Here is a 24,517-nt window from a genome sequence, read left to right on the forward strand (position 1 = left end):
GCTCATCTCGCCCCCTCCCGGCAAGAGCTACACGCGCACCGCGGCCAGCGCGTTTTCCAGTGTGAACGCGTGAGCGTAGAGCGCCCTGCCCACGATGGCGCCTTCCACTCCCTCGGGGACGAGGGAAGCGAGAGCCAGCAGGTCATCGAGGCTGGCAACGCCGCCGCTGGCCACCACGGGCCTGTCGGTACGGGCGCAGATGCGGCGATAGAGGTCGAGGTTGGGGCCCTGCAGCATGCCGTCCTTGGTCACGTCGGTGACCACGTAGCGGGGGCAGCCGTCGGACTCCAGCCGGTCGAGCACCTCCCACAGGTCGCCGCCCTCCTCGGTCCAGCCGCGGGCGGCCAGCGTGGTGCCGCGCACGTCGAGCCCGACCGCGATCCGGTCGCCGTGCTCGGCGATGATCTTCCGGCACCACTCGGGGTTCTCCAGCGCGGCGGTGCCGATGTTGACCCGGCGGCAGCCGGTGGCCAGCGCGGCGGCCAGGGAATCGTCGTCGCGGATGCCGCCGGACAGCTCCACGTTCACGTCGACCCTGCCGATCACCTCGGCGATCAGGTCGCGGTTGGTGCCGCGGCCGAAGGCGGCGTCGAGGTCGACGACGTGGATCCACTCGGCGCCCGCCTCCTGCCAGGCCAGTGCGGCGGCCAGCGGCTCGCCGTGGGCGGTCTCGGTCCCGGCCTCGCCCTGCGTCAGGCGTACGGCCTGGCCGTCGGAGACGTCCACGGCGGGCAGCAATACAAGCGACATTCAGATCCTCCGGTCGAAAGCGAGGGTCACGACAACGGGCGCGAGCAACAGGGAGAAGATGAGGACGCCGAAGCTGACCGGGAGCGAGCCCCACATCAGCCAGGCGATCACCTGGACGATCAGGAAGCCGAGCGCCACCACCGCGTTCTGGGCGCGGTGGCGGCGGGCGAGCAGGCCGCCCTGGCGGTAGAACCGGATCGGCCGCGGGACCAGGCGGGCCAGCGAGGCGCGGCGGCGGGCCCTGCGTGCCTGCCGCTCCTCGTTGACCTGGATCGCGCGGGCCCGCTCGGCCTCGCGCTCGGCCCGCCGCCGGGCGCGCTCCTTGCTCACGGCGCCTCCCGGCGGCGGCGCACGGCGTGCCTGGCCGGGTGCACGGCGGCGCGGCGGCCCCCGGCGTGCCGGGCCGGACGCGCGGCGGCGCGGCGGCTCATATCGTGCCGAGCCAGTTGCGCAGCAGCGCGGCTCCGGCGTCGCCGGACTTCTCGGGATGGAACTGGGTGGCCATGAGCGGGCCGTTCTCCACGGCGGCCACGAACGGCACACCGTGCTCGGCCCACGTGACGAGCGGCTCGGCGAAGCCGTCGCCGGGGCGCAACTCCCATTCGCGCACCCCGTAGGAGTGCACGAAGTAGAAGCGGGTGGCCGCATCGAGGCCGGCGAACAGCACGCTGCCGCCGGGCGCCTTGACGGTGTTCCACCCCATGTGCGGCAGCACCGGCGCTTCGAGCCGCTCGACCGTACCCGGCCACTCGCCGCAGCCCTCGGTCTCGACGCCGTGCTCGACGCCCCTGGCGAACAGGATCTGCATGCCCACGCAGATGCCCAGCACCGGGCGGCCGCCGGCCAGCCTGCGCCCGACGATCTGCTCGCCGCGCACGCCCTTGAGGCCCTTCATGCACGCCTCGAACGCGCCCACGCCCGGCACGACGAGGCCGTCGCAGTCGAGCGCCGCGCCGAAGTCGGACGTCACGGTCACGTCGGCGCCGATCCTGGCCAGGGCGCGCTCGGCCGAGCGCAGGTTGCCCGAGCCGTAGTCGAGCACCACCACGTTCTTCTTGCTCACCACCACAACACCCCCGCCGTGATCGCCAGCGCCGCGCCGACCGCGCACACGGCCGCACCGATCTTCAGGCCCTGCTTGAACAGGGAGAACACACCGCCGCCCAGGAACAGCCCGATGAACACCATCACCCCGGCGAGCAGGTTGTCGGTCATAGCACGCCCTTGGTGCTGGGCACCCCGGTGGCCCGCGGGTCGAGCTCGGACGCCTCGCGCAGCGCCCGGGCCAGCGCCTTGAACTGCGACTCCACGATGTGATGGGCGTTGCGGCCGTAGGGGACGTGCACGTGCAGGCAGATCGCGGCCTGCGCGACGAACGACTCCAGGATGTGGCGGGTCATCGTCGTGTCGTATTCAGGGCCGATCATCGGCGCCATGCCCTCGGGCTCGGAGTGCACCAGGTAAGGGCGGCCGGACAGGTCGACGGTGACCTGGGCGAGCGACTCGTCCAGCGGGCACGACGCACTGCCGAACCGCCTGATGCCCGACTTGTCGCCCAACGCCTCGCGGAACGCCGCGCCCAGCGCGAGCGCGGTGTCCTCGATCGTGTGATGGGAGTCGATGTGCAGGTCGCCCTCGGTCTTGACGGTCAGGTCGAAGAGCCCGTGCTTGCCCAGCTGGGCCAGCATGTGGTCGTAGAAGCCGACCCCCGTGGCCACCTCGACCCGGCCGGTGCCGTCGAGGCCCACCTCCACCAGGACCGAGGTCTCCTTCGTGACACGCTCGACGCGACCTACGCGACTCACAGGACTCCTTCCAGGGCGGCGCGGAACGCCGTCATCTCTTCGCCCGTGCCGATCGACACACGCAGCCATTCGGGCGGGCCCACCTCGCGGATGAGCACGCCGTGCTCCAGCATCCCCTCCCACACCTTCCGCCGGTCGGGGAACCGCCCGAACAGCACGAAGTTGGCGTCGGAGTCGGCCACCGACAGACCCTTGGCACGCAGCCACGCCACCGTCTCGTCGCGTTCGCGCCGCAGCGCGTCGACCGTGCCGAGCAGCTCGGCCCGGTGCCGCAGCGCCACCAGCGCCGCGGTCTGGGTGAGCGTCGACAGATGGTACGGCAGCCGTACCAGCAGCAGCGCCTCCACCACGGCCGGATGCGCGGCCAGGTAGCCCAGCCGGGTGCCGGCCATCGCGAACGCCTTGGACATCGTCCTGGTGACGATCAGCCGCGGATGGGCGGGCAGCAGCGTCAGCGCCGACGGCGTGCCCTCGCGGGCGAACTCGGCGTAGGCCTCGTCCACCACGACCATGCCGGGCGCCGCGGCCAGCACCGCCTCGATCGTCTCCAGCGGCTGCGCGGTGCCCGTCGGGTTGTTGGGCGAGGTGAGGAAGACGACGTCGGGACGGTGCTCCTCGATCGCGGCGGTGGCCTTGCCCGGATCGAGGGAGAAGTCCTCCTCGCGCGTCGCCCTGACCCACTCGGTGCTGGTGCCGCCGGTGATGATCGGGTGCATGGAGTAGGACGGCTCGAACCCCAGGGCGGTGCGGCCGTGGCCGCCGAACGCCTGCAGGATCTGCTGCAGCACCTCGTTGGAGCCGTTGGCGGCCCACACCTGCTCGGTGCTCAGGCCGTGACCGAGGTAGCCGGCCAGGCCGGCGCGCAGCGCCACCGCGTCCCTGTCGGGGTAGCGGTTGAGCGTGCCCGCCTGCTCCCCGATCTCGCGGGCCAGGTCGGCGACCAGCTCGGGCGAGGGCGGGTAGGGGTTTTCGTTGGTGTTGAGCCGGACCGGGACGTCGATCTGGGGAGCGCCGTAGGGCGTCTTGCCGCGCAGATCGTCGCGGATCGGCAGATCGTCCAGGTTCACGCGGTCTCCGTGGGCACTCGCCAGTCGAATCGGGCGCGGATCGCGGCGCCGTGGGCGGGCAGGTCTTCGGCGTCGGCCAGCACCGACACGTGCGCCGCCGCGCCCGCGAGCGCCTCACGGCTGTAGTCGACGACGTGGATGCCGCGCAGGAACGACTGCACGGAAAGACCGCTGGAGTGGCAGGCGCAGCCGCCCGTGGGCAGCACGTGGTTGGAGCCGGCCAGGTAGTCGCCGAGCGAGACCGGCGCGTAGGCGCCCACGAAGATCGCCCCCGCGTTGCGCACCCGCGCCGCGACGGCCGCCGCGTCGGCGGTGTGGATCTCCAGGTGCTCGGCGGCGTAGGCGTCGACCACCTTCAGCCCGTCGTCGATCGAGCCGACCAGCACGATGCCGGACTGCCGGCCGCTCAGCGCCTCGGTGATGCGCTCGGTGTGGCGGGTGGCCGAGACCTGGCCCGGCAGCTCCTTCTCGACCGCGTCGGCCAGCTCGGCGCTGGTGGTGACCAGCACGGCGGCGGCGATCGTGTCGTGCTCGGCCTGGCTGATCAGGTCGGCGGCGACGTGGACCGGGTCGGCCGTCTCGTCGGCCAGGATGGCGATCTCGGTCGGGCCGGCCTCGGAGTCGATGCCGATGCGCCCCTTGAGCAGCCGCTTGGCCGCTGCCACGTAGATGTTTCCCGGCCCGGTCACCATCGTGGCCGCCGGGCACTCCTCGGTGCCGTAGGCGAACATGGCCACCGCCTGCGCCCCGCCCGCCGCGTAGACCTCGTCCACGCCGAGCAGCGCGCACGCGGCCATGATGGTCGGGTGCGGCAGCCCGCCGAACTCCTTCTGCGCCGGGCTGGTGACGGCCAGCGAGCCGACGCCGGCCTCCTGCGCGGGCACGACGTTCATCACCACGCTGGACGGATAGACCGCCCGGCCGCCCGGGACGTAGAGGCCCACCCGATCGACCGGCACCCACCGCTCGGTCACGGTGCCGCCGGGCACGACCTCGGTGGTAACGTCGGCGCGGCGCTGGTCGCGGTGGACCAGCCTGGCCCGCCTGATCGACTCCTCCAGCGCCGCCCGCACCCTCGGGTCCAGCTCGGCCAGCGCCCGCTCCAGGGCCTCGGCGGGGACGCGGGCGGAGGCGATCTCGACACCGTCGAACCTGGCGGTCAGCTCCCGTACGGCTGCCGCCCCGCGATGGCGCACGTCCTCGCAGATGGGCCGCACCTTCTCCAGGGCGGCCTCGACGTCGAGCTCGGCGCGGGGCAGCACGTCGCGCAGATTCCCGGGCAGGGAAGCGCGCATGTCGATACGGGAAATCACCCTGACAGTCTACGGAGTCCGGACCCTGAATCTGGTTCTGTCCACATGGCGGAACGTCTCGGCGGTCGCGGGGCGGCGCTCGCCGACGCACGCCCCGCGACCACCGCACCCCGGACCGGGCCTGCCGGGGTGGCGCCGTGGCCGTCACGGGGGTACGGCCACGGCCGGGGAAAGCTCCGAGCATGTACCACTGCCCCAGGCGTGGGCCGGCTAACGCGTCATACAAAGAAAAACGTGGAGTAACCCAAAGTTAACGTTGCGTCGTTTTTACCCGCTTTGCGGGCGCGGAGGGCGTGTTCACCGGCCTTTCCGGCCCTTCTCCGGCGACGGGTGGGTTCGCCGGCATTACGTGTCCATTATGTCCGGTCCCTTACGCTTACCGGCATGGGACAGTGGCACGGCCCTGACGGCATCCTGGTGGAGGCGATCATCCTCGACGATCGCCCGCTGCTGCGTGTCTCCCATCGCGTCAACGGCCGCACCTACCTCCGCGGCTACTGCGCCACTGTCTCCGAACTCGGCCGGCACGGCGTCGACCTGGCCGAACTCGTGGAACACACGCCACTTGACCATCTGTAGACGCCTCCCCGTCACTGTCGATCAAGCAGACGGGGTACGGCATGCACCATGTCGCGGCTGCCGGCCTACTCGCCGATGCTGGCCCAGCTCGGCACCCTGACCTCCGTCCAGGGTGCGGACTGGGCCGTGGAGATGAAATGGGACGGAGTGCGCGCCCTCGCCTACGTCGAGGACGGCGCCGTCCACCTGATGTCGCGCAACGGCAAGGACATCACCCCCGCCTACCCCGAACTCCAGCTCATGGCCGGCGCCACCGGCCGGCGCCCCGCCGTGATCGACGGGGAGATCGTCGCCTTCGACGAGGCCGGGCGGCCCAGCTTCGAGGCGCTGCAACCCCGCATGCACCAGCGCAACCCCGTCGCCGTGGCGGAGCTCGCCAGGACCACGCCCGTCACGTTCATGGCCTTCGACCTGCTCCACCTCGACGACGACAGCGTCATCGCGCGCCCCTACACCGAGCGGCGCGAACTCCTGGAGAGCACGCTCACGCCGGGCTTCCGCTGGCAGGTGCCCGTCTGGTTCGCCGACCACGCCGCGCGGGCCTTCGACTCCTCGCGGCAACTCGGGCTCGAAGGGGTCGTCTGCAAACGCATGACCTCGCCGTACCGGCCCGGCCGGCGCAGCGGCGAATGGACGAAGGTCAAGAACGTCAGCACCGTCGAGGTCGTCATCGGCGGCTGGAAACCCGGCGGCGGACGCCGGTCGGGGACGATCGGGTCACTGCTGCTCGGCGCGTACGACCCGCGCGGGCGGCTGCGCTACGTCGGCCACGTCGGCACCGGCTTCACCGAGTCCATGCTGCGCGACCTGCTCGAACGGCTCACGCCCCTGGAACGCCGCGACCCGCCGTTCGGCGAGCCGGTGCCGCGCGAGCACGCCCGCGACGCGCACTGGGTGGAGCCCCGGGTGGTCGGCGAGGTGCAGTACGCCGAGGTCACCGGCGACGGGCGGCTGCGGCACCCGTCCTGGCGCGGGCTGCGGCCCGACCGCGAACCGGCCGAGGCGAGCACGAACGAGATCCTGCCCCCGAACACGACCGGCGACGCCGCCGCCGGCTGACGTTTCCTCCCTTTTCTGGACGAGGGGGTACGGACCGCGTTCGCCGACATCCTCACGACACGCCACCCCTGGCCACCCTTCGCGCCCTTATGGTGACTTACAGTGATCGAGACGTGGATCGAGCTGCTCGGGGGCAACTGTGCGAAGAACTCTGGTCACCACCCTGATCACGCTGACGGGCGCCGCGCCCGCGCTGCCCGCGACGGCGGACCAGCCACCCGCGATGCCCGCCGCCCTGTCGGCCGATCAGCCGGCCGAGCAGATGGCCGAGCGGATGGCCGAGCGGATGGCCGAGCAGGTGGCCGAGCAGGTGGCGGCTCCGATCCGGCCCGCCCGGCCCGTATGGGGCGCCGAGGCGTCGCCGCTGATGCGCCCAGGGCGGGCCGTGCGCTACTGGACGCCGGGCAAGCAGGCCAAGGCCACCGCCTCCGACCTGCCCGAGAGCCTGCGGAGCGCGAGGCGGGAGAGCGCGGGCCCGCGCAACACCGTCCACGGAAGCCCGCTCCCAGGGAAGGCGGTCCCAGGTAACGCGACCCCAGGCGACGCGACCCCCAAGAGCGCCGCCGCTCGGCACAGCGTCCCCTCGGCCAAGCGGATCACCCCGGGCGGCGACGACAACGGATACGCCCGCGTGCCCAGGCCGTACACCGGCGCCCCCTACAGCCGCATCAGCGGCCGGCTCTTCTTCGTCAACGCCGCCGGCAGCGGCGACTCCTGCAGCGCCTCCGTCATCCGCTCGGCCTCCAAGCTGCTCATCGTCACCGCCGCCCACTGCGTGTACGGCGTGCCGGAAGGATCGTCCACCGGCCGGTGGCACACCAGCTTCGCCTTCGTCCCGGCCTACGACGGCCGCGGAGCCGGCGTACGGGAGCGGGAGCCGTACGGGCGATGGGGCGGCCGGCGCGCGTGGAAGCCCGACGGATACACCGGCGCCGGCGGCGGCGACTGGAACAGCGTCTACGACATCGCCCTCATCGAGGTCGGCAAGCGCGACCGCACCCTTCAGGACGCCGTCGGCGCCTTCACCCCCATGCTCAACCAGGGCGGCAAGCACACCATCACCACCACCGGCTACCCCGGACTGCTCGGCAGGAAGCCGTACGACGGCAGGGACCAGCTCTGGTGCCTGGGCAGGACCCGGCAGGCCGCCGGCGTCAGCCACGCGGAGAGCATGCTCTCCGCCCGCAGCGCCACCGGGCAGGCGGCGCGGGCGGGGCGGCTGGAGACGTACAACTGCCACCTGTTCAAGGGGCACAGCGGCGGGCCGTGGATCATCAAGGGCACCGGCGACCTGGTCGGGGTGCTGTCTGCGGGCAAGGAGGACGGCGAGGCCGACGGCAACTCCGTCGCCAACGCGCTCAACGTCGAAGGCTACGGCGCGATCGTCAAGCAGGCCGACCCGGACGGCGTCTACGACGCCCTGTCCGTCAAGCTGAGCGGCCCCGCGCGCCCGGTCGCGCGCGGCGGCTCGGCGACCGTCACCGCCACCGTCACCATGCGCGGGCTGGCCGCCGCCACCCAGGTGCCGGTCCAGCTCACGTTCCCGGCCGGCCTGCGCCCCGCCTCGGCCGGCGGGGCCGCCTGCAAGAGCACGGGCAGGAACGTGGCCTGCACGATCGCCGCCGTGCACCCGGGCAAGCCGGTACGGATCACCGCCCGGCTCGACGTGGCGGACGACGCCGCGCGCCGGCTGCCGATCACCGCCCGCGTCACCTCCACCCGCCTCGACCCGACCCAGCGCGACAACACCGGCACCCTGCGCCTGCACACCCGCGCCTGACACCGGCCAGGCGGGTCAGGCCGGGGACGGGGCGGAGCGGCCCTCGTCCGGCCGGGCCGGCACCGGAGCCGGATCCTTCAGCGTCCTGGCCACCAGCCAGGCCAGGACCGGGAACACGATCAGGCAGGCCAGCGCCACCCTGAGCGACGACGCCTCCGCAACCGCGCCCACCACCGGGCTGGCCAGCCCGCCCACGCTCACCGCCAGCCCCAGCGTCACCCCGCTGGCCGTGCCCACCCTGGTCGGCAGGAAATCCTGGCCGAGCGTGACATGCAGGGAGAACGGCGCATACAGGGCGATCGACGAGGCCGCGACGAACACGTACGCCACCGGCCCCGGCACCAGCACCACACCCGCCACCGCCGGGACGGCCAGCGCGTACGCCAGCCGCATCGTCCGCACCCTCCCCCACCGCCCCGCCAGCCTGCCGCCCAGCACCGTCCCCACCGCCCCGCCGGCGAACAGCACGAACAGCGCCACCGCCCCCGCCGCCCCGCCCCCCATGTAAAGGGCCACGAAGGCGCTCAAACCCACGTACACGACGGAACGGAACACGATCACCAAAGTCAGCCTGACGAACGACGGCCAGTCGTCACTCCCCGAGACCGGCCCCCCGGCCAGCCCTGCGGCCTCGGCCGCCCGCTCACCCCCGGACAGCGCCCTGATCGCCGGCAGCGTCACCACGGCCCCCAGCACCGCCGGCAGCAGCAGGAACGGCGAAGCCCCCAGACCCCACCCCGCCAGCAGCGGCGTCACCAGCACCGGAGCCGAGGCGAACCCCAGCGTCCCGCCCAGCGAGAACCAGCTCATCCGCACGTGACTGCCCTCGCTCGCGATCCTGGCCAGGCGCGCCGACTCCGGATGGTAGGCCGCCACCCCCAGCCCGGACAGCGCCACCGCCAGCCAGGTCAGCACGTACGAGTCCGTCACCCCGCCCGCCGCCACCCCCGCCCCGGCCAGCACCATGCTCACCGGGATCAGCCACGGCATGCGCCACCTGTCCGTCAGCACCCCGAACAGCGGCTGCACGATCGACGACAGCAGCGTGGCGGCCAGCACGATCCCGGACACGGCGACGTACCCGTAACCGCGCCCGGCCACCAGGAACGGCACGAGGGCGGGGACCGCGCCCTGGTAGAAGTCCACGGTGGCATGGCCGGCGGCGAGCATGGGGATCCTGTTCACCGTTCCATCGTTCATCAGGGTGTTCTGGCTCGCTTCCGATAAAATGCCAACTCATGCCGGAAATCCGCCACCTGCCCGAAGCGCCCACCGGCCGCCGCCCGCTCCCGCCCGGCGCGGGCATCGACGCGCACCGGCACGACACGCACCAGATCGTGTACGCATGCCGCGGCGTCCTGTCCGTCACCACCGGCACGGGGATCTGGGTCGCACCCGCCAACCGGGCCATCTGGGTGCCGGCCGGAACCGTGCACGAGCACCGCGCGCACGGGGACACCGACCTGCGGCTCGTGGGGCTCACCGGCAACCCGCTCGGGCTGGAACGGCCGGCGGTGCTGGTGGTACGGCCGCTGCTCCGCGAACTGATCATCGCCTACACCGACCCCACCGGCCCGTCGGACGGCCCGTCCACCGGCCCGTCCGGCGGCCCGCCCGGCGGCGCGCCCATCACCCCGCAGTCGTCAGGGCCGGCCGCCGGCGGGCGCGAGGGTGACGGCGGGGAGCGGGAGCGGTTGCTGGCCGTGCTGCTCGACCAGCTCAGCAGCGCCCCGGAACAAGCCCTGCACCTGCCCGCGCCCAGGGACTCCCGCCTGGCCGCCGTCTGCGCCCTGCTGCACCGCGACCCCGCCGACAACAGCACCCTCGACCAGCTCGCCGCCCGCGCCGGCACCAGCGGCCGCACCCTCGCCCGCCTGTTCAGGGCCGAGCTCGGCATGAGCTTCCCGCAGTGGCGCACCCAGCTCCGCCTGCACCACGCCCTGCTCCTGCTCGCCGACGGCGTCCCCGTGACCGCCGTCGCGCACCGGTGCGGGTGGGCGTCGGCGAGCGCGTTCATCGACGTGTTCCGGCGGGCGTTCGGGTACACCCCGGGCCGGGCCTTTACAATGTAGATTCGCTACACTGGGATGTCGTGAGCAAGACGAAAGGCAAGGGCGGCACCCCCGCCACCGTGGCGCTGGCCAAGGCGAAGGCGGAGTTCACGCTCCATCCGTACGAGCACGACGCCTCGGCCCAGGCCTACGGCGAGGAGGCCGCCGACGCGCTCGGCGTGCCGTACGAGCGGATCTTCAAGACCCTGGTCGCCGAGGTCGAGAGCGGGCTCGCGGTGGCGGTCGTGCCGGTGGCGGGCAAGCTCGACCTCAAGGCCCTGGCCGGCGCGCTCGACAGCAAGCGGGCCGAGATGGCCGACGCCGCGAAGGTCGAGCGGGTGACCGGCTACGTCGTTGGCGGCATCAGCCCGCTGGGGCAGCGCAAGCAGCTGCCGACCGTGGTCGACTCCTCGGCGCTCGGCTTCGACACGATCTACTTCTCGGCCGGGAAGCGGGGGCTGCAGATCGAGACGGCTCCCGGCAACCTCATCACCCTCACCCGAGCCGTGACCGCACCCATCGGCAAGGCCGGCTGAGCTCGTCCCCGCACGGGCGCTCAGTGACCGGCGCGACGGCCCTCGCCGGGCTGTTCCGGACGCTCACGCACCGGCGGCCGGACGACCCGCTCGGGCCGCCGCGGAGCCTGAACGACCGGCCGCTCGGGACGGCTCCGTACCGGAGGCGGCACAGCGGGCCGCTCAGGACGACTCGGAGCCTGAACGGCTGGCCGCTGCGGACGGCTCGGGGCCGGAACGGCCGGCTGGGCGGGGCGGACGCCTACCGGCGGCGGTGACGGCGCGAGGGCGTCGCCGGTGAGCCACTGGCGTAGCCGCTGCGACCGCCGCGGCCCGGGATCGTCCGTGGCCGAGTGGCCGAGCAGCCACTCGAACAGCCGCCGGTGCCGCCGGCCGAAGGGCCGTACGCCGCGCTTCTTCCGTTCCTCCTCGGCGAGCGCCTCCTTCAGCCCCGGCGTGTGCCCGCCGCCGAATCGCGCCATGTCCGGCCCGGGGAACCCGCGCGGCTCCGTACGCCGCAGCGCGGGCCCCATCGACTCCACCCAGATCGGCCCGGGCAGCGACGCCCCCTGCACCGACCCGTACGAGCGGCCCCCGATCTCGACCCCCCGCAGCGGGAACTTGTAGGACCCGCGGATGTCCCCCACGCTGACCGCCGCCGCCAGGGCGGGCGTGTAGCCGGCGAACCAGGCCGAGGTGTAGCCGTTGTTGGTGCCGGTCTTGCCGGCGGCCGGGCGGCCGATGCTCTGCCCCTTCATCGTGCCCTGGTCGAAGACGCCCTTGAGCACGTGGTTGACCGCGTCGGCGATCGGCCGCTCGATGACCTGCTCGCACGAGGGCGGCACGTGCGTACGCCGCCCGTCCCTGCCGATGATCTCCATGATGGCCAGCGGCCGGCAGTAGAGCCCCCTGGCCGCGAACGCCGCGAACGACGCCGCCACCGTCACCGGGTCCATCTCGTTGACGCCCAGCGTGAACGTGGGCACCTCGCGCAGCGGCCCGCCGTCGGCGCGGGCGATGCCGAGCTTCTTCGCGGTGCGGACCACGTTGCAGAGCCCGACCTTGCGCTCCAGCATCATGTAGAAGATGTTCACCGACTTCCAGGTGCCGGTCTCGATGCTGTGCGGGCCGCCCGAGCCCTCGCCGCTGGCGTTCAGGATGCGGGTGTCGGGGTCGTTCACGGAGTTGCCCGAGCAGTCGCGGTAGCCCTGCGACGGCGACATCGCCCCCGGCGTCTGGAAGCCGTCGCCGAAGCGCCAGCCCTGCTGCAGGGCCGTGGCCAGGGTGAACACCTTGAACGTCGAGCCGGCCTGGAAGCCCTGGCCGCCCCCGTGCGCCACGTCGGCGGCCAGGTTGAAGGTGGTCCTGGAGCCGTTCTTGCGGTTGCCGGGGTTGCGGCCGAAGCGCTTGCTGGCCGCCATCGCCCTGATCCGCCCGGTCCTGGGCTCCACCATCGCCTCGGCGGCCACCTCGGTGTCATCGGGCGAGACGTGCTCGCGGATGGCGCGGTCGGCGGCGCGCTGGGCGATCGGGTCGAGGCTGGTCCTGATCACCAGGCCGCCTCTGGCCATCCTGGCCCCGCGCTCGCGGGCGGTGTTGCCGAAGACGGGGTTCGACAGCAGCTCGCGCTGCACGTAGAGGCAGTAGTACGGGTAGTCGCTCTGCGCGCAGCCGCCCGGCTCGGGCTTGAGCCTGATGTTCAGCGGCACGGCCTTGGCGTCCGCCGCCTGCTGCTGGCTGATCAGCTTGAGCCCGGCCATGCGGTCGAGCACGAGGTCGCGGCGCATCTTCAGCCGCGCCTGGTGCGTCGCGCCGAGCGAGGGGTCGGTCGAGTACGGCATCCGCACCGCCCCGGCCAGCGTGGCCGCCTGGGTCAGCGTCAGCCGGGAGGCCGAGGTGGAGAAGAAGCGCCTGGCCGCCGCCTCGATGCCGTAGGCGCCCGCGCCGAAGTAGGCGATGTTCAGGTAACGCTCCAGGATCTCGTCCTTGCGGTACTTCTTCTCCAGCGCCAGCGCGTACCGCAGCTCGGTGATCTTGCGGGCCAGGTTCGGGGCGCGGGCCTTGTCCCGCTCGGCGTCGGTGCGGGCGCTCTCCACCAGGATGTTCTTGACGAGCTGCTGGGTCAGCGACGAGCCGCCCTGCTTGATGCCGCCGGCCTGGGTGTTGGTGAGCAGCGCCCGGAGCGTGCCTCTGACGTCGAGGCCGCCGTGCTCGTAGAAGCGGGCGTCCTCGATCGCCACGATCGCCTTGCGCATCACCGGCGCGACCGCGGCGAGCCGGACGGCCGTCCTGTTCGCCTCGTAGAACTGGGCGAACTGGCGGCCGTCCTTGTCGAGCAGCCGGGTCACCTGCGCGAGCGGCTCCTCGCGCGGAGCGGGCGGCAACTCCACGAACGTGTTCGCGACGCTCATCGTGGCCAGGCCGCCCCCGCCGACCACGGGTGCGGCCACCGCGGCCACCAGCACTCCTCCGAGTGCCCCCGCCAGGCCGAGCGACACGACCGATCTGAGTAGGCTCACGCTAGATGATCTGCGACGTCCGGATCAGCGGCAAACGCCCGCTTGGCACCTCTTTACCGGGGCGTGTTCACCGTTGACGCGCCACCTCGGGCCCCGGGCGTCACCGTTGACGCGCGACGTCGAGCTCGTGTGACGCGCCTGGCCTCACCGCTGGCGGGTGACGTCGCGTCGGCTTCACCGCTGGCGGGTGACGTCGCGCCTGGCTTCACCGCTGGCGGGTGATGTTGAGCCCCAGCGAGGCGAACTGCTCGAACGGCCGGTGGTAGCCGCGCTCGATGTGGTGCACGCCGCGCAGCGTGGACGTCCCGTCGGCCACCGCCGCCGCCAGCACCGCCGAGAAGCCCGCCCTGATGTCGGGCAGCGTCACGTCGGCGCCCTTGAGCTTGGACACGCCGCGCACGACGGCCGAGTGGCGGGCGTTGGTGTCGTGGTAGCGGCAGGCCGGCCCGCCCAGGCACTGGTCGAACACCTCGATCTCGCAGCCCATCTTCTGCAGCGCGGGCACGTACACCAGGCGGTTCTCGAAGACCGTCTCGTGCAGCACCGACATGCCCTGGCTCTGCGTGAACAGCACCATCAGCGGCGTCTGCCAGTCCGTCATGAAGCCCGGGTGGGTGTCGGTCTGCACGGCCGCCGCGCGCAGGCCCTCGGGGGGCGCGGTGGCGCAGACGTACTCGTCGTTGATGTCGAACCGGGCGCCCATCCTGGCCAGCGTGGTGATCGCGGTGACCAGGCGGTCCTGCGGGCAGCCGTGCACGCGTACCTCGCCCTGGGTGACCAGGCCCGCCGCCAGGTAGGAGAACGCCTCGATGCGGTCGCCGGTCAGCCAGGTGGAGGCGCCGCGCAGCCGTTCGACGCCCTCGATGACGATCCTGCGGTCGGGCGACAGCTCGATCCTGGCCCCCATCCGCTGCAGGAACAGGGCCAGCTCCACCACCTCGGGCTCCATGGCGGCGTTCTTCAGCACCGTCTTGCCCTCGGCCAGCACCGCCGACATGAGGATCGTCTCCGTCGCGCCCACGCTCGGGTACGGCAGCTCGATCCTGGTGCCGTTGAGCCGCTTGGCCTTGGCGTAGATGCCGGTGTCGCCCACCTCCACCTCGGCGCCCATCGCGCGCAGCGCCTCGACGTGGAAGTTCACCGGCCGCCGCCCGATCGGGTCGCCGCCGACCAGCGGCACGAACGCCTCCCCCGCCAGGTGCAGGAGGGGGCCGAGCATGAGGATGGGGATGCGGTTCAGGCCCGTGAACGCGGCGGGCACCCGCGGCTCGATCTCGGGCCCCTGCTCGATCCTGATCTCGGTACGGGAGATGTCCACGTTGATGCCGAGGGCGCGCAGCATGGCGGCGGTGATCTCGACCTCGCCCACCTCGGGGGCGTTGTGGATGCTGCTCTCGCCGTTGCCCAGCATGGCCGCGACCATGTGCTTGGACACGCCGTTCTTCGATCCGCGTACTTCGACGTCACCCCGGAGCGGGCCGGAGGGTTCTATGAGCCAGACCTCTTCTGCAATCACGAAATGAGCCTAACCGGGGGATACCATCGAGCTGATTCGGCCGTACATGCGAGGGGGAGTGGCGTGACGAGGGAAGTACGCGCTTTTGCGGTAACTGTCCTCACACTCGCCGCTCTCGGGGTCGCCGCCGGGCTGCTCTGGTCAGGGCTGACCCCTCGCGCTCCGTACCAGGTCACCGAGCGGGGCACGGTGCTGGCCGACCCGACCACGCAGGCGCTGATCGCGGCCGACGGCTGGTTCGCGGTGATCACGGGCGGGCTCGGGCTGCTGTGCGGGGGCGTCGCCTGGTTCTCGGGGCGGCGCTGGATGCTTCCCGTGCTGCTGGGGCTGTGCGCGGGCGGGGCGCTGGCCTCGTTCCTGACGTTGTGGACCGGGTCCACGTTCACGATCGGCGCGGTCACGGTCGAGGCCGCCGCGGCGCCCGGGGTGAAGGTCGTCCCCGGCGCGCTCAAACTGACGGCCTCCGGCGTGATGGTGTCGTGGCCGCTGCTGGCCGTGGGCTTCTTCGGGCTGCTCGAAGGCATGCACGGCTACCGCGACTCGCCCCTGCGGCAGCCGTACGGCGGCCTCGGCCCGAGCTGACGCGCGCCGAGCCTGCCCGCTTCCAGGACCACCGTCACAGGGGTGGTCTGCGCAGGCCGTGGCCGGTGGCCTGTTCGAACGCCCGCGCCACCCGCAGCACCCTGGCGTCCTCGAACGGCCTGCCCACGATCTGCACCCCCACCGGCAGCCCGTCCCCGGTGAACCCGGCCGGCACGGAGGCCGCGGGCGCGTGCAGGACGCTGATCCAGTACGCCGAGCGCATCCAGGCCAGGTAGTCGGGCAGCGGCTCGCCGTTGATCTCGCTCACGTGCGGCTGCTCGACCGGGAAGGGCGGCACCTGGCTCACCGGCGCGATCAGCACGTCGTAGGTGTCGAAGAAGGCCGCCATGCGCTGGTAGAGGCCGCTGCGCGCCACCTCGGCCCGGACCAGGTCGGCGCCCGTGACCCCGCGGCCCTGCTCGACGTTCCAGGCGGTGTTGGGCCCGAGCCCGCTCTTGTCGCCGTGGGCGAGCAGGTAGAACCAGGCCCGGTAGGTCCTGAACGCCTCCTCCGCGCCGCTCAGGTCCAGCTCCACCTGCTCGACATGAGCGCCGAGCCGCTCCAGGACGGCGGGCGCGGTCGCGGTCACCGCCGCCGTCCGCTCGTCCACGGGCAGCCCGCCCAGGTCGGGACTCCACGCCACGCGCAGCCCCGCCACGCCCTCCTCGGGCTCGGGCGCGAAGACCTCCTTGATCGAGTACGGGGAGCGCCGGTCGAACCCGGCGATGGCCCCGAACATCAGCGTGACGTCGTCGACCGTCCTGGCCATCGGACCGGGCACGGACAGGGTGTACCAGGCGGCGGTGTCGGAGTGGCTGGGCACCCGGCCGGGCGTGGGCCGCAGGCCGACCACGTTGCAGAAGGACGCGGGATTGCGCAGGGAGCCGCCCATGTCGGAGCCGTCGGCCAGCGGCACCATGCCGGTGGCCAGCGCGGCGGCCGCTCCCCCGCTGCTGCCGCCGGCGGACTTGGACAGGTCGTAGGGGTTCCTGGTCGCCCCGAACACCTCGTTGACGGTGTGGGAGCCGGTGCCGAACTCGGGGGTGTTCGTCTTGCCCATGGTGATGGCGCCCGCCGCGCGCAGCCGCTGGACGACCACGTCGTCCCGGTCGGGCACGTTGTCGGCGAACAGCGGCGAACCGTACGTGGTGCGGATGCCCGCCGTGTCGGCCAGGTCCTTGTGCGCGACCGGCACCCCGTGCAGCGGCCCGGCGGGCCCCTCCCGCCGCAGCACGGCGTCGGCCGTCTCGGCCGCTTGGAGCGCCTGGTCGGCGACGAGGGTGACGACGGCGTTGACGTGCGGGTTGACCTGGTCGATGCGGTCGAGGTGGGCTCGGACGACGTCCACCGCGCTCACCTGCCTGGTCCTGATCAGCTGGGCCAGCTCGGTCGCGGTCAGGTAGTGCAGTTCACTCACGCCTGCGATCCTGCCCCAAGCCCGCCCGGAGAGCGACGGCGACCCTTGCCCACGAACAACCACCTCCCACAGGCGATCATTGCCCACACCACCAGGAACCCGGCCCACTGGCGCACGTCATGGCGGAACGTCCGTGGTGCCTGCATCACCACGGACCCGGCCCACTGAGCGCGCGTCACGGCGGCCGGCCACGCCCACCTGGTGAGCGTCCCCCTGGACAGAGCCCGGCCCCGTGCGGCGGCAGGAGCCGGCCGCCGCGGAGCCGTAAAGATGGAAAAGAACTCAGGCGCCCAGACAGGCGGGACCGAGCAACTGCTTGAGCTCGCCTATGAGAGCCGGGGAGGGTGCGACGCGGAGACGATCATCGAGGCGCAGAACAGTCGTCCTGGGGCCGTTGTGGATCTGGAGGTGCACTTCCGACGGGCCCGGATGCGTCGCAAGGATCTCCTTCAGCCGCTCCACCACCGGCGGCGTGCAGCGCCGCAGCGGCAGGCTGACCAGCAGCGGCCCGCCCGTCACCTGGGACAGGTCCGGCGCCGTCACCTCCATGGCGATCAGCTTGGCGACGTCCTCCCGCTTGTCCATGCGCCCCTTGACGAACACGATCGCGTCCTCGGCCAGGATCGTCGAGCACAGCTGGTACGCCGACGGGAAGATCATCACCTCGATCGCGCCCTCAAGGTCCTCCAGCTGGGTCAGCACCCACGTGTCGCCCTTCTTGGTGACCTTGCGCTGCATCCCGCTCAGGATGCCGCCCACGGTCACCACCTGCCCGTCGGCCCGGCTCTCGTCCTGCACGGCCGCGATGGAGCAGTCGGCTCCGGCCGCCAGGACGTGCTCGACGCCGAACAGCGGGTGGTCGGACACGTAGAGGCCGAGCATCTCGCGTTCGAACTGCAGCAGCGTGGTCTTGTCCCACTCCCCCACCGGGATCCGCACGTCGAAGGTCCGGTCCTCGCCGCCGTCGATCGCGCCGAACAGGGAGTCCTGGCCGATGGCCTCGTTCCGCTTGATGTCGATGATCGCGTCGATCGCCTGCTCGTGCACCATGACCAGGCCCTTGCGGACGTGGCCGAGCGAGTCGAACGCGCCCGACTTGACCAGCGACTCGATCACGCGCTTGTTGCAGACGACGGCCGGCACCTTGCGCAGGAAGTCGGTGAAGTCGGTGAAGCGGCCCTTCCGCCTGCGCGCGGAGATGATGCCGTCGACGACGTTGCCGCCCACGTTGCGCACCGCCGACAGGCCGAAGCGGATGTCGGTGCCGCGCGGGGTGAAGTCGAAGTCGGAGTCGTTGACGTCGGGCGGGAACACCTTGATGCCCATGCGGCGGCACTCGTGGAGGTAGAGGGCCGACTTGTCCTTGTCGTCCTTCACCGACGACAGCAGCGCCGCCATGTAGGCGGCCGGGTGGTTGGCCTTGAGATAGGCGGTCCAGTAGGCGATGAGGCCGTAGGCGGCGGTGTGGGCCTTGTTGAAGGCGTAGTCGGAGAACGGCAGCAGGATGTCCCACAGCGCCTTGACGGCGGCATCGGGGTAGCCGTTGTCCTTCATGCCCTGCTCGAAGGAGGCGTACTGCCGGTCCAGCTCCGCCTTCTTCTTCTTGCCCATCGCGCGGCGCAGCAGGTCGGCGGCGCCGAGCGAGTAGCCGGCCACCCGCTGGGCGATGGCCATGACCTGCTCCTGGTAGATGATCAGGCCGTAGGTGGTGTCGAGGATGTCCCTGAGCGGTTCTTCCAGCGCCGGGTGGATCGGCGTGATCTCCTGCTGGCCGTTCTTGCGCAGGGCGTAGTTGGTGTGGGAGTTGGCGCCCATCGGGCCGGGGCGGTAGAGGGCGAGCGCGGCGGAGATGTCCTCGAAGGTGTCGGGACGCATGAGGCGCAGCAGCGAGCGCATGCCGCCGCCGTCGAGCTGGAACACGCCCAGCGTGTCGCCCGTGGCCAGCAGCTCGTAGCTCTTGCGGTCGTCGAGCGGCAGCCCCAGCAGGTCGACCTTCTCCCCCGTGGTCGCCTCGATCAGCTTCAGGCAGTCGTCCATGATGGTGAGGTTGCGCAGCCCCAGGAAGTCCATCTTCAGCAGGCCGAGCGCCTCGCAGGTCGGATAGTCGAACTGCGTGATGATCGCGCCGTCGCTGTCGCGGCGCATGATCGGGACGTGGTCGGTCAGCACCTCGGCCGACATGATCACGCCGGCGGCGTGCACGCCGGTCTGCCTGATCAGGCCCTCCAGGCCCTTGGCGAGGTCCATCGTCGCCCTGACGTCGGCGTCCTCGTCGTAGAGCCGGCGCAGCTCGCCGGCCTCGTCGTAGCGCGGGTGGTCCTGGTCGAAGATGCCGGCGAGCGGGATGTCCCTGCCCATGACGGCGGGCGGGAACGCCTTGGTGACGCGGTCGCCGAGCGCGTAGGGGTAGCCCAGCACGCGGCCCGCGTCCTTGATGGCGGCCTTCGCCTTGATGGTGCCGAACGTGGCGATCATGGCGACCTTGTCGGCGCCCCACTTCTCGGTCACGTAGCGGATGACGTCGCCGCGCCTGCGTTCGTCGAAGTCGATGTCGACGTCGGGCATGGACACGCGCTCGGGGTTGAGGAACCGCTCGAAGATCAGTCCGTGCGGGAGCGGGTCGAGGTCGGTGACGCCCATCGCGTACGCCACCAGCGACCCGGCCGCCGAGCCGCGCCCGGGCCCGACCGGGATGCCGCCGGCCTTGGCCCACATGATGAAGTCGGCGACCACGAGGAAGTAGCTCGGGAAGCCCATCTGCTCGATGACGCCGATCTCGTACTCGGCCTGCCTGCGGTGCTCCTCGTCGTAGCCGCCGGGCCAGCGCCGGTCCATGCCCTCCCAGACGGTCCTGCGGAAGAACTCGCTCTCCGTCATGCCCTCGGGGATCGGGTAGGTCGGCATGAGGTTCTTGAACGGGAAGAACCCGGCCGGATCGACCTTCTCGGCCACCAGCAGCGTGTTGCGGCAGCCCTCGGCCCACAGGCCGGAGGAGTCGGCGGCGCGCATCTCGCCGGCGCTCTTGAGGTAGTAGCCGCTGCCGTCGAAGCGGAACCGGTCGGGGTCGGACAGCTGCTTACCCGTCTGGACGCACAGGAGGGCGTCGTGGGAGGCGGCGTCGGACTCGTAGGTGTAGTGCGAGTCGTTGGTCACCAGCGGCGGGATGCCCAGCTCCCGGCTGATCCTGCTCAGCCCGTCGCGGACGCGGCGCTCCAGGTCGAGGCCGTGGTCCATGATCTCCAGGTAGTAGTCGTCCCTGCCGAAGATCTCCTGGTATCTCGCGGCGGCCCTGACCGCCTCGTCGTACTGCCCCAGCCGCAGCCGCGTCTGCACCTCGCCCGACGGGCAGCCGGTGGTGGCCATGAGGCCCTCGGCGTGCTCGGCCAGGATCTCGGCGTCCATCCGCGCCCACTTGCGCACGAAGCCCTCGGTGTAGGCGCGCGAGGACAGCCGCATCAGGTTGTGCAGGCCCGTCTTGTCGCGCGCCCAGATCGTCATGTGGGTGTAGTAGCCGCCCGCCGAGACGTCGTCGCGCTTCTGGTGCGGCTCGCCCCACAGCACCGGCTTCCTGTCGTGGCGCAGCCCCGGCGCGACGTAGGCCTCGATGCCGATGATCGGCTTGATCCCGGCGGCGGTGGCCCGCCGGTAGAAGTCGTGGGCGCCGTGCAGGTTGCCGTGGTCGGTGATCGCGATGGCGGGCATGCCCAGCTCGCCGGCCTGCCGGAACAGCTGCTCCAGCCGGGCGGCCCCGTCCAGCATCGAGTATTCGGTGTGGACGTGCAGGTGGACGAACGAGTCGCTGGACGACATGGAGCGGCGCCTCCCGGTCTCGAATCGGTGGGCGATCCGACTCTAGTGGCCGCCACCGACAACTCCGGGTCCCCGGCCCGACCTGCGGGAGGAGGCTCGCGCCGGCCCGCGGGACCGGCGCGCCGGGGCCGCCGCGATCGGCCGCGCCGATATCCTCGTGGTCACGCTAGGTCATCGAGGAGTCACGCGATGCGCACGCAGACCGACGAGGGTTACCTGCCCGCCCTGGGCAACCGGCAGATCCAGATGATCGCCATCGGCGGGGCGATCGGGGTGGGGCTGTTCCTCGGCGCGGGGGGCCGGCTGGCCGCCGCCGGGCCGGCGCTCGTGCTCTCCTACGCCGCCGCGGGGGTGGCCGCGTTCTTCGTCATGCGGGCGCTGGGCGAGCTCGTGCTCTACCGCCCGGCGTCGGGCTCGTTCGTCGAGTACGCGGGCGAGTTCATCGGTCCATGGGCCGCGTTCGCCAGCGGCTGGATGTACTGGATCAACTGGGCGTTCACCGGCATCGCCGAGCTGACCGCGATCGCCGCCTACGTCCATTACTGGGCCCCGGCCTTCCCCCAGTGGCTGACGGCCGTGCTCGCCCTCACCGTCGTCATGACGGTCAACCTGCTGTCGGTGCGGCTGTTCGGCGAGCTGGAGTTCTGGTTCGCCATGCTCAAGGTGCTCGCCATCTCGGTCTTCCTGGTCGTCGGGCTGGTGCTGGTGGTCTTCGCGGTGGGTCAGGCGGGGCCGCACAACCTGGTCTCGCACGGCGGCTTCTTCCCGACGGGGTTCCCGCTGGTGCTGATGAGCCTGCAGTCGGTGGTGTTCGCGTACGCCTCGATCGAGCTGGTCGGCATCACCGCGGGCGAGACGGCCAGGCCGCGCGAGGTCATGCCGAAGGCGATCAACGGCGTCGTGTGGCGGATCGCGATCTTCTACGTGGGCTCGGTGCTGCTGCTCGGCATGGTGCTGCCGTGGACGTCCTACGAGGCGGGCACGTCGCCGTTCGTGACGGTCTTCTCGGGCATGGGCGTGCCGTGGGCGGCCGACGCGATGAACCTCGTGGTGATCACCGCGGCGCTGTCGTCGTGCAACTCCGGCCTGTACGCCACGGGCCGCATCCTGCGCTCGATGGCGATGAAGCGGGAGGCCCCCCGCTTCGCCGGCGCCCTCAGCTCCCGGCACGTGCCGATCGGCGGCATCGTGTTCACCGCGGCCATGTTCCTGGCCGGGCTGGTGCTGTTCTACTTCATGCCCGAGCGGGCCTTCAACATCGCCACGGCCGTGGCCTCCCTGGGCGTGATCACCACGTGGGGCGTGCTGGTCTACTGCCAGCTGCGGCTGCGCCGCACGGGTCACCGCTCCGACTTCCCGATGCCGGGCACGCCCTGGACCAACTGGCTGACGCTGGCGTTCCTGGCCTTGGTGGTGCTGCTGATGCCGTTCGCCGACGCGGACCAGCGGCTGGCGTTCTACCTGGTGCCGTGCCTGTTCGTGGCCATCGCCGTGGGCTGGTGGCGGCGCACCGTCTACCGCCGCCGCGCCCCGGCCCAGGCCGAAGCCTAGCCCGCGCGACACGCCCGCCCGGATGATCGGCTGGGTAGTCTCGATGGCGCACGTACGAGGGAGCCGTCATCGGGGAGGTCGCGCTGGACGGGACGAGACGGAAGATCGTCCGGATCTCGGCGGCGGTGGCCATCGGCGTCGCGCTGGCGCTGGCGTGCCTGCCCCTGGGCGTCTACCCCAGGCTGGCCTGCGCCGTGCTCGACGCGGGCTGTCCCACGACCGCGGAGCCGCGCGGCGACCTGCCGAAGGTGGTGCCGATGACGGCGCTGCAGGTGGCCCAGGGCGGCACGTACGTCGCGCTCGGCGACTCCTACTCCTCCGGGGAGGGCGTCTACGACCTCGACAAGTCGCCGGTCAACGACGGGGCCGCGCGCTGCCACCGGGCGACGGGCTCGTACGTGCCGCTGGTGGCGGCGACTTACGAATTCGGCGGGGGCACCGCCTTCTACGCCTGCAGCGGCGCCACCACCCGCCAGCTCCTGACCGGCCAGCACGGCCAGCCGCCGCAGATCACCCGCGTCGGGCCCGCCGCCAGCCTGATCACGCTCAGCATCGGCGGCAACGACGCCGGCTTCAGCAAGGTGCTGACCGGCTGCATCGTCAAGATCCCGTGGTCGTCGGCCTGCGTCGACCAGGACACCGCCGTCCGCAGGCGCATCGACGAGCTGCGCACCGACATGGGCAAGGTGCTGCGGGAGCTGCGCGTGCGCGCCCCAGGAGCCCGTGTCATCGTGCTCGGCTACCCCCGGCCCTTCCCCGAGCACCCGGTGGCGAGCGTCGACAACATGAGCGTGGCCGACCAGCGCTGGCTGAACGGCATGACGCGGCGGCTCAACGACACCGTGGGGGCCGTGGTGGCGGAGTTCGACCGGGGCATCGCGGCGTTCGGCGCGCCGGGCAGCGCCGAGTACGTGGACGCCTACGCGGCCTTCTCCGGGCACGAGGTGGGGCAGCCGCAGCCGTACCTGAACGGGCTGGCGGTGAACATGGAGGAGCTGACGGTCAACGCGCGCAGCTACCACCCCACGGGCGAGGGCTACCGCCGCTTCGCCGACCTCATCACCAAGCAGGTCGCCGCCGGCCCCGGCCGCCCGATGCACAACTACCGCCTGGTCACCCCCGGCCCCGCCTGACCGCCCGCCTGGCCGCCCGCCTGACCGCCCGCCTGCCCGCCGCCCGTCATGCGCCCGCGATCCGGCGGCGGGTCACTCGGCGGCGCGTTCCTCGGCCAGGTGCAGGCCCGCCTCGATGACCGCGTTCATGATCGGGGCCAGCCGCGCCTCGCCCAGCGCGGGCGCGCGAACGGCCATCCGCGCGACCAGGGCCCGCTCCCTGCCGAGGTCGCGCCCCGCGAAGCCGCCCACGGGCTTGATCCGCTGCACGATGCCCGCCAGCTCCGCCCGCCGCTCCAGCAGCGTGGCGAGCGCGGCGTCCAGCCGGTCGATGGCCTGGCGGCACTCCGGCAGCGTGGCCGGCGCCTCGTCCCTGAGCAGCGCGCCCACGAGCACGACCGCCTCCTCGGCCACCAGCCGGTCCGCGCCCGGCCCCGGGCCCGCTGAGCCCGTCCCAGAGCCCAGGGAGGGCGTTCCTGCACCCGTTCCCTGAGCCGAGGCCGGATCGGGGGAGCCGACGATGAGCCCGTCGGCGCCGGCCGCGACGGCGGCGGCCGACAGGCCGACGTCGGCGGAGACGTCGGCCAGCACGGGACGCCCGGAGGCGACCTTGGCCGCCCGCATCAGCCCGAGGTCAGGCCGGCCGCCCTCGCACAGGATCACCTGCCCGTCGCCCTCGGCCGCGCAGTAGTCGGCCAGCTCCAGCCACTCCGCCACGGACGCCTCCCGCCGCCGCTCGACCACCACGGGCAGCCCGAGCCCCGCCGCCGCGCGCACGAGCGGGATGTCGCGGGTCCACGACGCCCCCACCACCACGGCGTCCGCGTGCTCGGCGATGGCCGGCAGGTCGTCCGCCGAGTACGGCTCCACGAGGGTGGCCCCCTCGATCGCCACCGGCCCCGCGCCCGCCTGCCCGCGCCGCGCCCGCAGGCTCACCCGGCCGCCGATCACCACGGCGGGCCCCTCGCCCACGAGCAGCCCGCCCACCGGCACCGCGCGCCGTTCCAACGTCGATGACATCCTGACTCCCTGCTCGGCCGGCCCAGGAGCCGGCGGACAACGAAAAAGGCAGAGACGGGTGTCTCTGCCTC

The 24,517-nt window shown here is 72.2% G+C and carries 21 protein-coding genes; 8 read left to right on the forward strand and 13 right to left on the reverse strand.

Annotation, left to right across the window (positions count from 1 at the left end; genetic code table 11):
* Positions 1-27: 27 nt before the first annotated feature.
* From priA to hisD, 7 genes are all read right to left on the reverse strand, one after another.
* Entirely contained in the window at positions 28-750 is a 723-nt protein-coding gene (gene priA / locus OIE67_RS27985; protein ID WP_326625964.1) for a bifunctional 1-(5-phosphoribosyl)-5-((5-phosphoribosylamino)methylideneamino)imidazole-4-carboxamide isomerase/phosphoribosylanthranilate isomerase PriA, read from the reverse strand.
* Positions 751-1,080: a hypothetical protein gene (locus OIE67_RS27990; protein WP_106244653.1), complete on the reverse strand. Its 330-nt coding sequence runs from the start codon at positions 1,078-1,080 to the stop codon at positions 751-753. It abuts the gene before it with no gap.
* 97 nt (positions 1,081-1,177) lie between these two features.
* Positions 1,178-1,816: an imidazole glycerol phosphate synthase subunit HisH gene (hisH, locus tag OIE67_RS27995; protein ID WP_106244915.1), complete on the reverse strand. Its 639-nt coding sequence runs from the start codon at positions 1,814-1,816 to the stop codon at positions 1,178-1,180.
* Positions 1,810-1,965, reverse strand: coding sequence for a hypothetical protein (locus tag OIE67_RS28000; protein ID WP_326625969.1), 156 nt, complete (start codon positions 1,963-1,965; stop codon positions 1,810-1,812). Before OIE67_RS28000 ends, hisH begins: the two co-directional genes overlap by 7 nt.
* The gene (gene hisB, locus OIE67_RS28005) at positions 1,962-2,555 is read right to left on the reverse strand and encodes an imidazoleglycerol-phosphate dehydratase HisB (RefSeq protein WP_106244651.1); all 594 of its coding nucleotides are present in this window, start codon (positions 2,553-2,555) and stop codon (positions 1,962-1,964) included. The genes OIE67_RS28000 and hisB overlap by 4 nt, the downstream gene beginning before the upstream one ends.
* Positions 2,552-3,622, reverse strand: a complete 1,071-nt coding sequence (locus tag OIE67_RS28010; RefSeq protein ID WP_326625971.1) for a histidinol-phosphate transaminase — start codon at positions 3,620-3,622, stop codon at positions 2,552-2,554. Before OIE67_RS28010 ends, hisB begins: the two co-directional genes overlap by 4 nt.
* On the reverse strand, positions 3,619-4,935 hold the full coding sequence (gene hisD, locus OIE67_RS28015; RefSeq protein ID WP_326625973.1) for a histidinol dehydrogenase: 1,317 nt from the start codon (positions 4,933-4,935) through the stop codon (positions 3,619-3,621). Before hisD ends, OIE67_RS28010 begins: the two co-directional genes overlap by 4 nt.
* Before the next feature lie 384 nt (positions 4,936-5,319).
* On the opposite strand from hisD, the gene OIE67_RS28020 reads away from it, so the two are divergent.
* The 3 genes from OIE67_RS28020 to OIE67_RS28030 all read left to right on the forward strand — a co-directional run bounded on the left by OIE67_RS28020 (position 5,320) and on the right by OIE67_RS28030 (position 8,353).
* A complete protein-coding gene (locus OIE67_RS28020; protein WP_326625975.1) occupies positions 5,320-5,514 on the forward strand; it encodes a hypothetical protein in 195 nt (64 codons plus the stop codon).
* A gap of 48 nt (positions 5,515-5,562) precedes the next feature.
* The gene (ligD, locus tag OIE67_RS28025) at positions 5,563-6,573 is read left to right on the forward strand and encodes a non-homologous end-joining DNA ligase (RefSeq protein WP_326625977.1); all 1,011 of its coding nucleotides are present in this window, start codon (positions 5,563-5,565) and stop codon (positions 6,571-6,573) included.
* A gap of 139 nt (positions 6,574-6,712) precedes the next feature.
* A complete protein-coding gene (locus OIE67_RS28030; protein WP_326625979.1) occupies positions 6,713-8,353 on the forward strand; it encodes a trypsin-like peptidase domain-containing protein in 1,641 nt (546 codons plus the stop codon).
* A 15-nt stretch (positions 8,354-8,368) separates the two neighbouring features.
* Here OIE67_RS28030 and OIE67_RS28035 read toward each other — a convergent pair whose 3' ends face one another.
* Positions 8,369-9,538 (reverse strand): MFS transporter, encoded by a 1,170-nt coding sequence (locus tag OIE67_RS28035; RefSeq protein ID WP_326625981.1) that lies wholly within the window; start codon positions 9,536-9,538, stop codon positions 8,369-8,371.
* 53 nt (positions 9,539-9,591) lie between these two features.
* Between OIE67_RS28035 and OIE67_RS28040 the strand changes: the two genes are divergently transcribed.
* Both OIE67_RS28040 and ybaK read left to right on the forward strand, forming a co-directional pair.
* Entirely contained in the window at positions 9,592-10,425 is an 834-nt protein-coding gene (locus OIE67_RS28040; RefSeq protein WP_326625983.1) for an AraC family transcriptional regulator, read from the forward strand.
* 20 nt (positions 10,426-10,445) lie between these two features.
* Positions 10,446-10,940 (forward strand): Cys-tRNA(Pro) deacylase, encoded by a 495-nt coding sequence (ybaK, locus tag OIE67_RS28045; RefSeq protein ID WP_326625985.1) that lies wholly within the window; start codon positions 10,446-10,448, stop codon positions 10,938-10,940.
* A gap of 20 nt (positions 10,941-10,960) precedes the next feature.
* Here the strand turns inward: ybaK and OIE67_RS28050 are convergent, their stop codons facing one another.
* Positions 10,961-13,438 (reverse strand): transglycosylase domain-containing protein, encoded by a 2,478-nt coding sequence (locus tag OIE67_RS28050; protein WP_326625987.1) that lies wholly within the window; start codon positions 13,436-13,438, stop codon positions 10,961-10,963.
* 205 nt (positions 13,439-13,643) lie between these two features.
* Entirely contained in the window at positions 13,644-14,954 is a 1,311-nt protein-coding gene (gene murA, locus OIE67_RS28055; protein WP_245956061.1) for a UDP-N-acetylglucosamine 1-carboxyvinyltransferase, read from the reverse strand.
* 63 nt (positions 14,955-15,017) lie between these two features.
* Between murA and OIE67_RS28060 the strand changes: the two genes are divergently transcribed.
* A complete protein-coding gene (locus tag OIE67_RS28060) occupies positions 15,018-15,536 on the forward strand; it encodes a hypothetical protein (protein ID WP_106244636.1) in 519 nt (172 codons plus the stop codon).
* A 34-nt stretch (positions 15,537-15,570) separates the two neighbouring features.
* On the opposite strand, the gene OIE67_RS28065 is transcribed toward OIE67_RS28060, so the two are convergent.
* Together OIE67_RS28065 and dnaE are read right to left on the reverse strand one after the other, a co-directional pair.
* Entirely contained in the window at positions 15,571-16,953 is a 1,383-nt protein-coding gene (locus OIE67_RS28065; protein ID WP_326625990.1) for an amidase, read from the reverse strand.
* A 282-nt stretch (positions 16,954-17,235) separates the two neighbouring features.
* Entirely contained in the window at positions 17,236-20,763 is a 3,528-nt protein-coding gene (dnaE, locus tag OIE67_RS28070; protein ID WP_326625992.1) for a DNA polymerase III subunit alpha, read from the reverse strand.
* Positions 20,764-20,952: 189 nt separating this feature from the next.
* Here dnaE and OIE67_RS28075 point away from each other — a divergent pair, with 189 nt between their 5' ends.
* Together OIE67_RS28075 and OIE67_RS28080 are read left to right on the forward strand one after the other, a co-directional pair.
* Positions 20,953-22,314, forward strand: coding sequence for an amino acid permease (locus tag OIE67_RS28075; protein WP_326625994.1), 1,362 nt, complete (start codon positions 20,953-20,955; stop codon positions 22,312-22,314).
* Between the two features lie 125 nt (positions 22,315-22,439).
* Entirely contained in the window at positions 22,440-23,447 is a 1,008-nt protein-coding gene (locus OIE67_RS28080) for an SGNH/GDSL hydrolase family protein (RefSeq protein ID WP_326625996.1), read from the forward strand.
* A gap of 72 nt (positions 23,448-23,519) precedes the next feature.
* Here OIE67_RS28080 and OIE67_RS28085 read toward each other — a convergent pair whose 3' ends face one another.
* Positions 23,520-24,446, reverse strand: coding sequence for a chorismate mutase (locus OIE67_RS28085; protein WP_326625998.1), 927 nt, complete (start codon positions 24,444-24,446; stop codon positions 23,520-23,522).
* Between the last annotated feature and the right edge of the window lie 71 nt (positions 24,447-24,517).

Origin of the sequence: Nonomuraea fuscirosea (assembly GCF_035917475.1) — a bacterium.
Lineage (GTDB): Bacteria > Actinomycetota > Actinomycetes > Streptosporangiales > Streptosporangiaceae > Nonomuraea > Nonomuraea fuscirosea.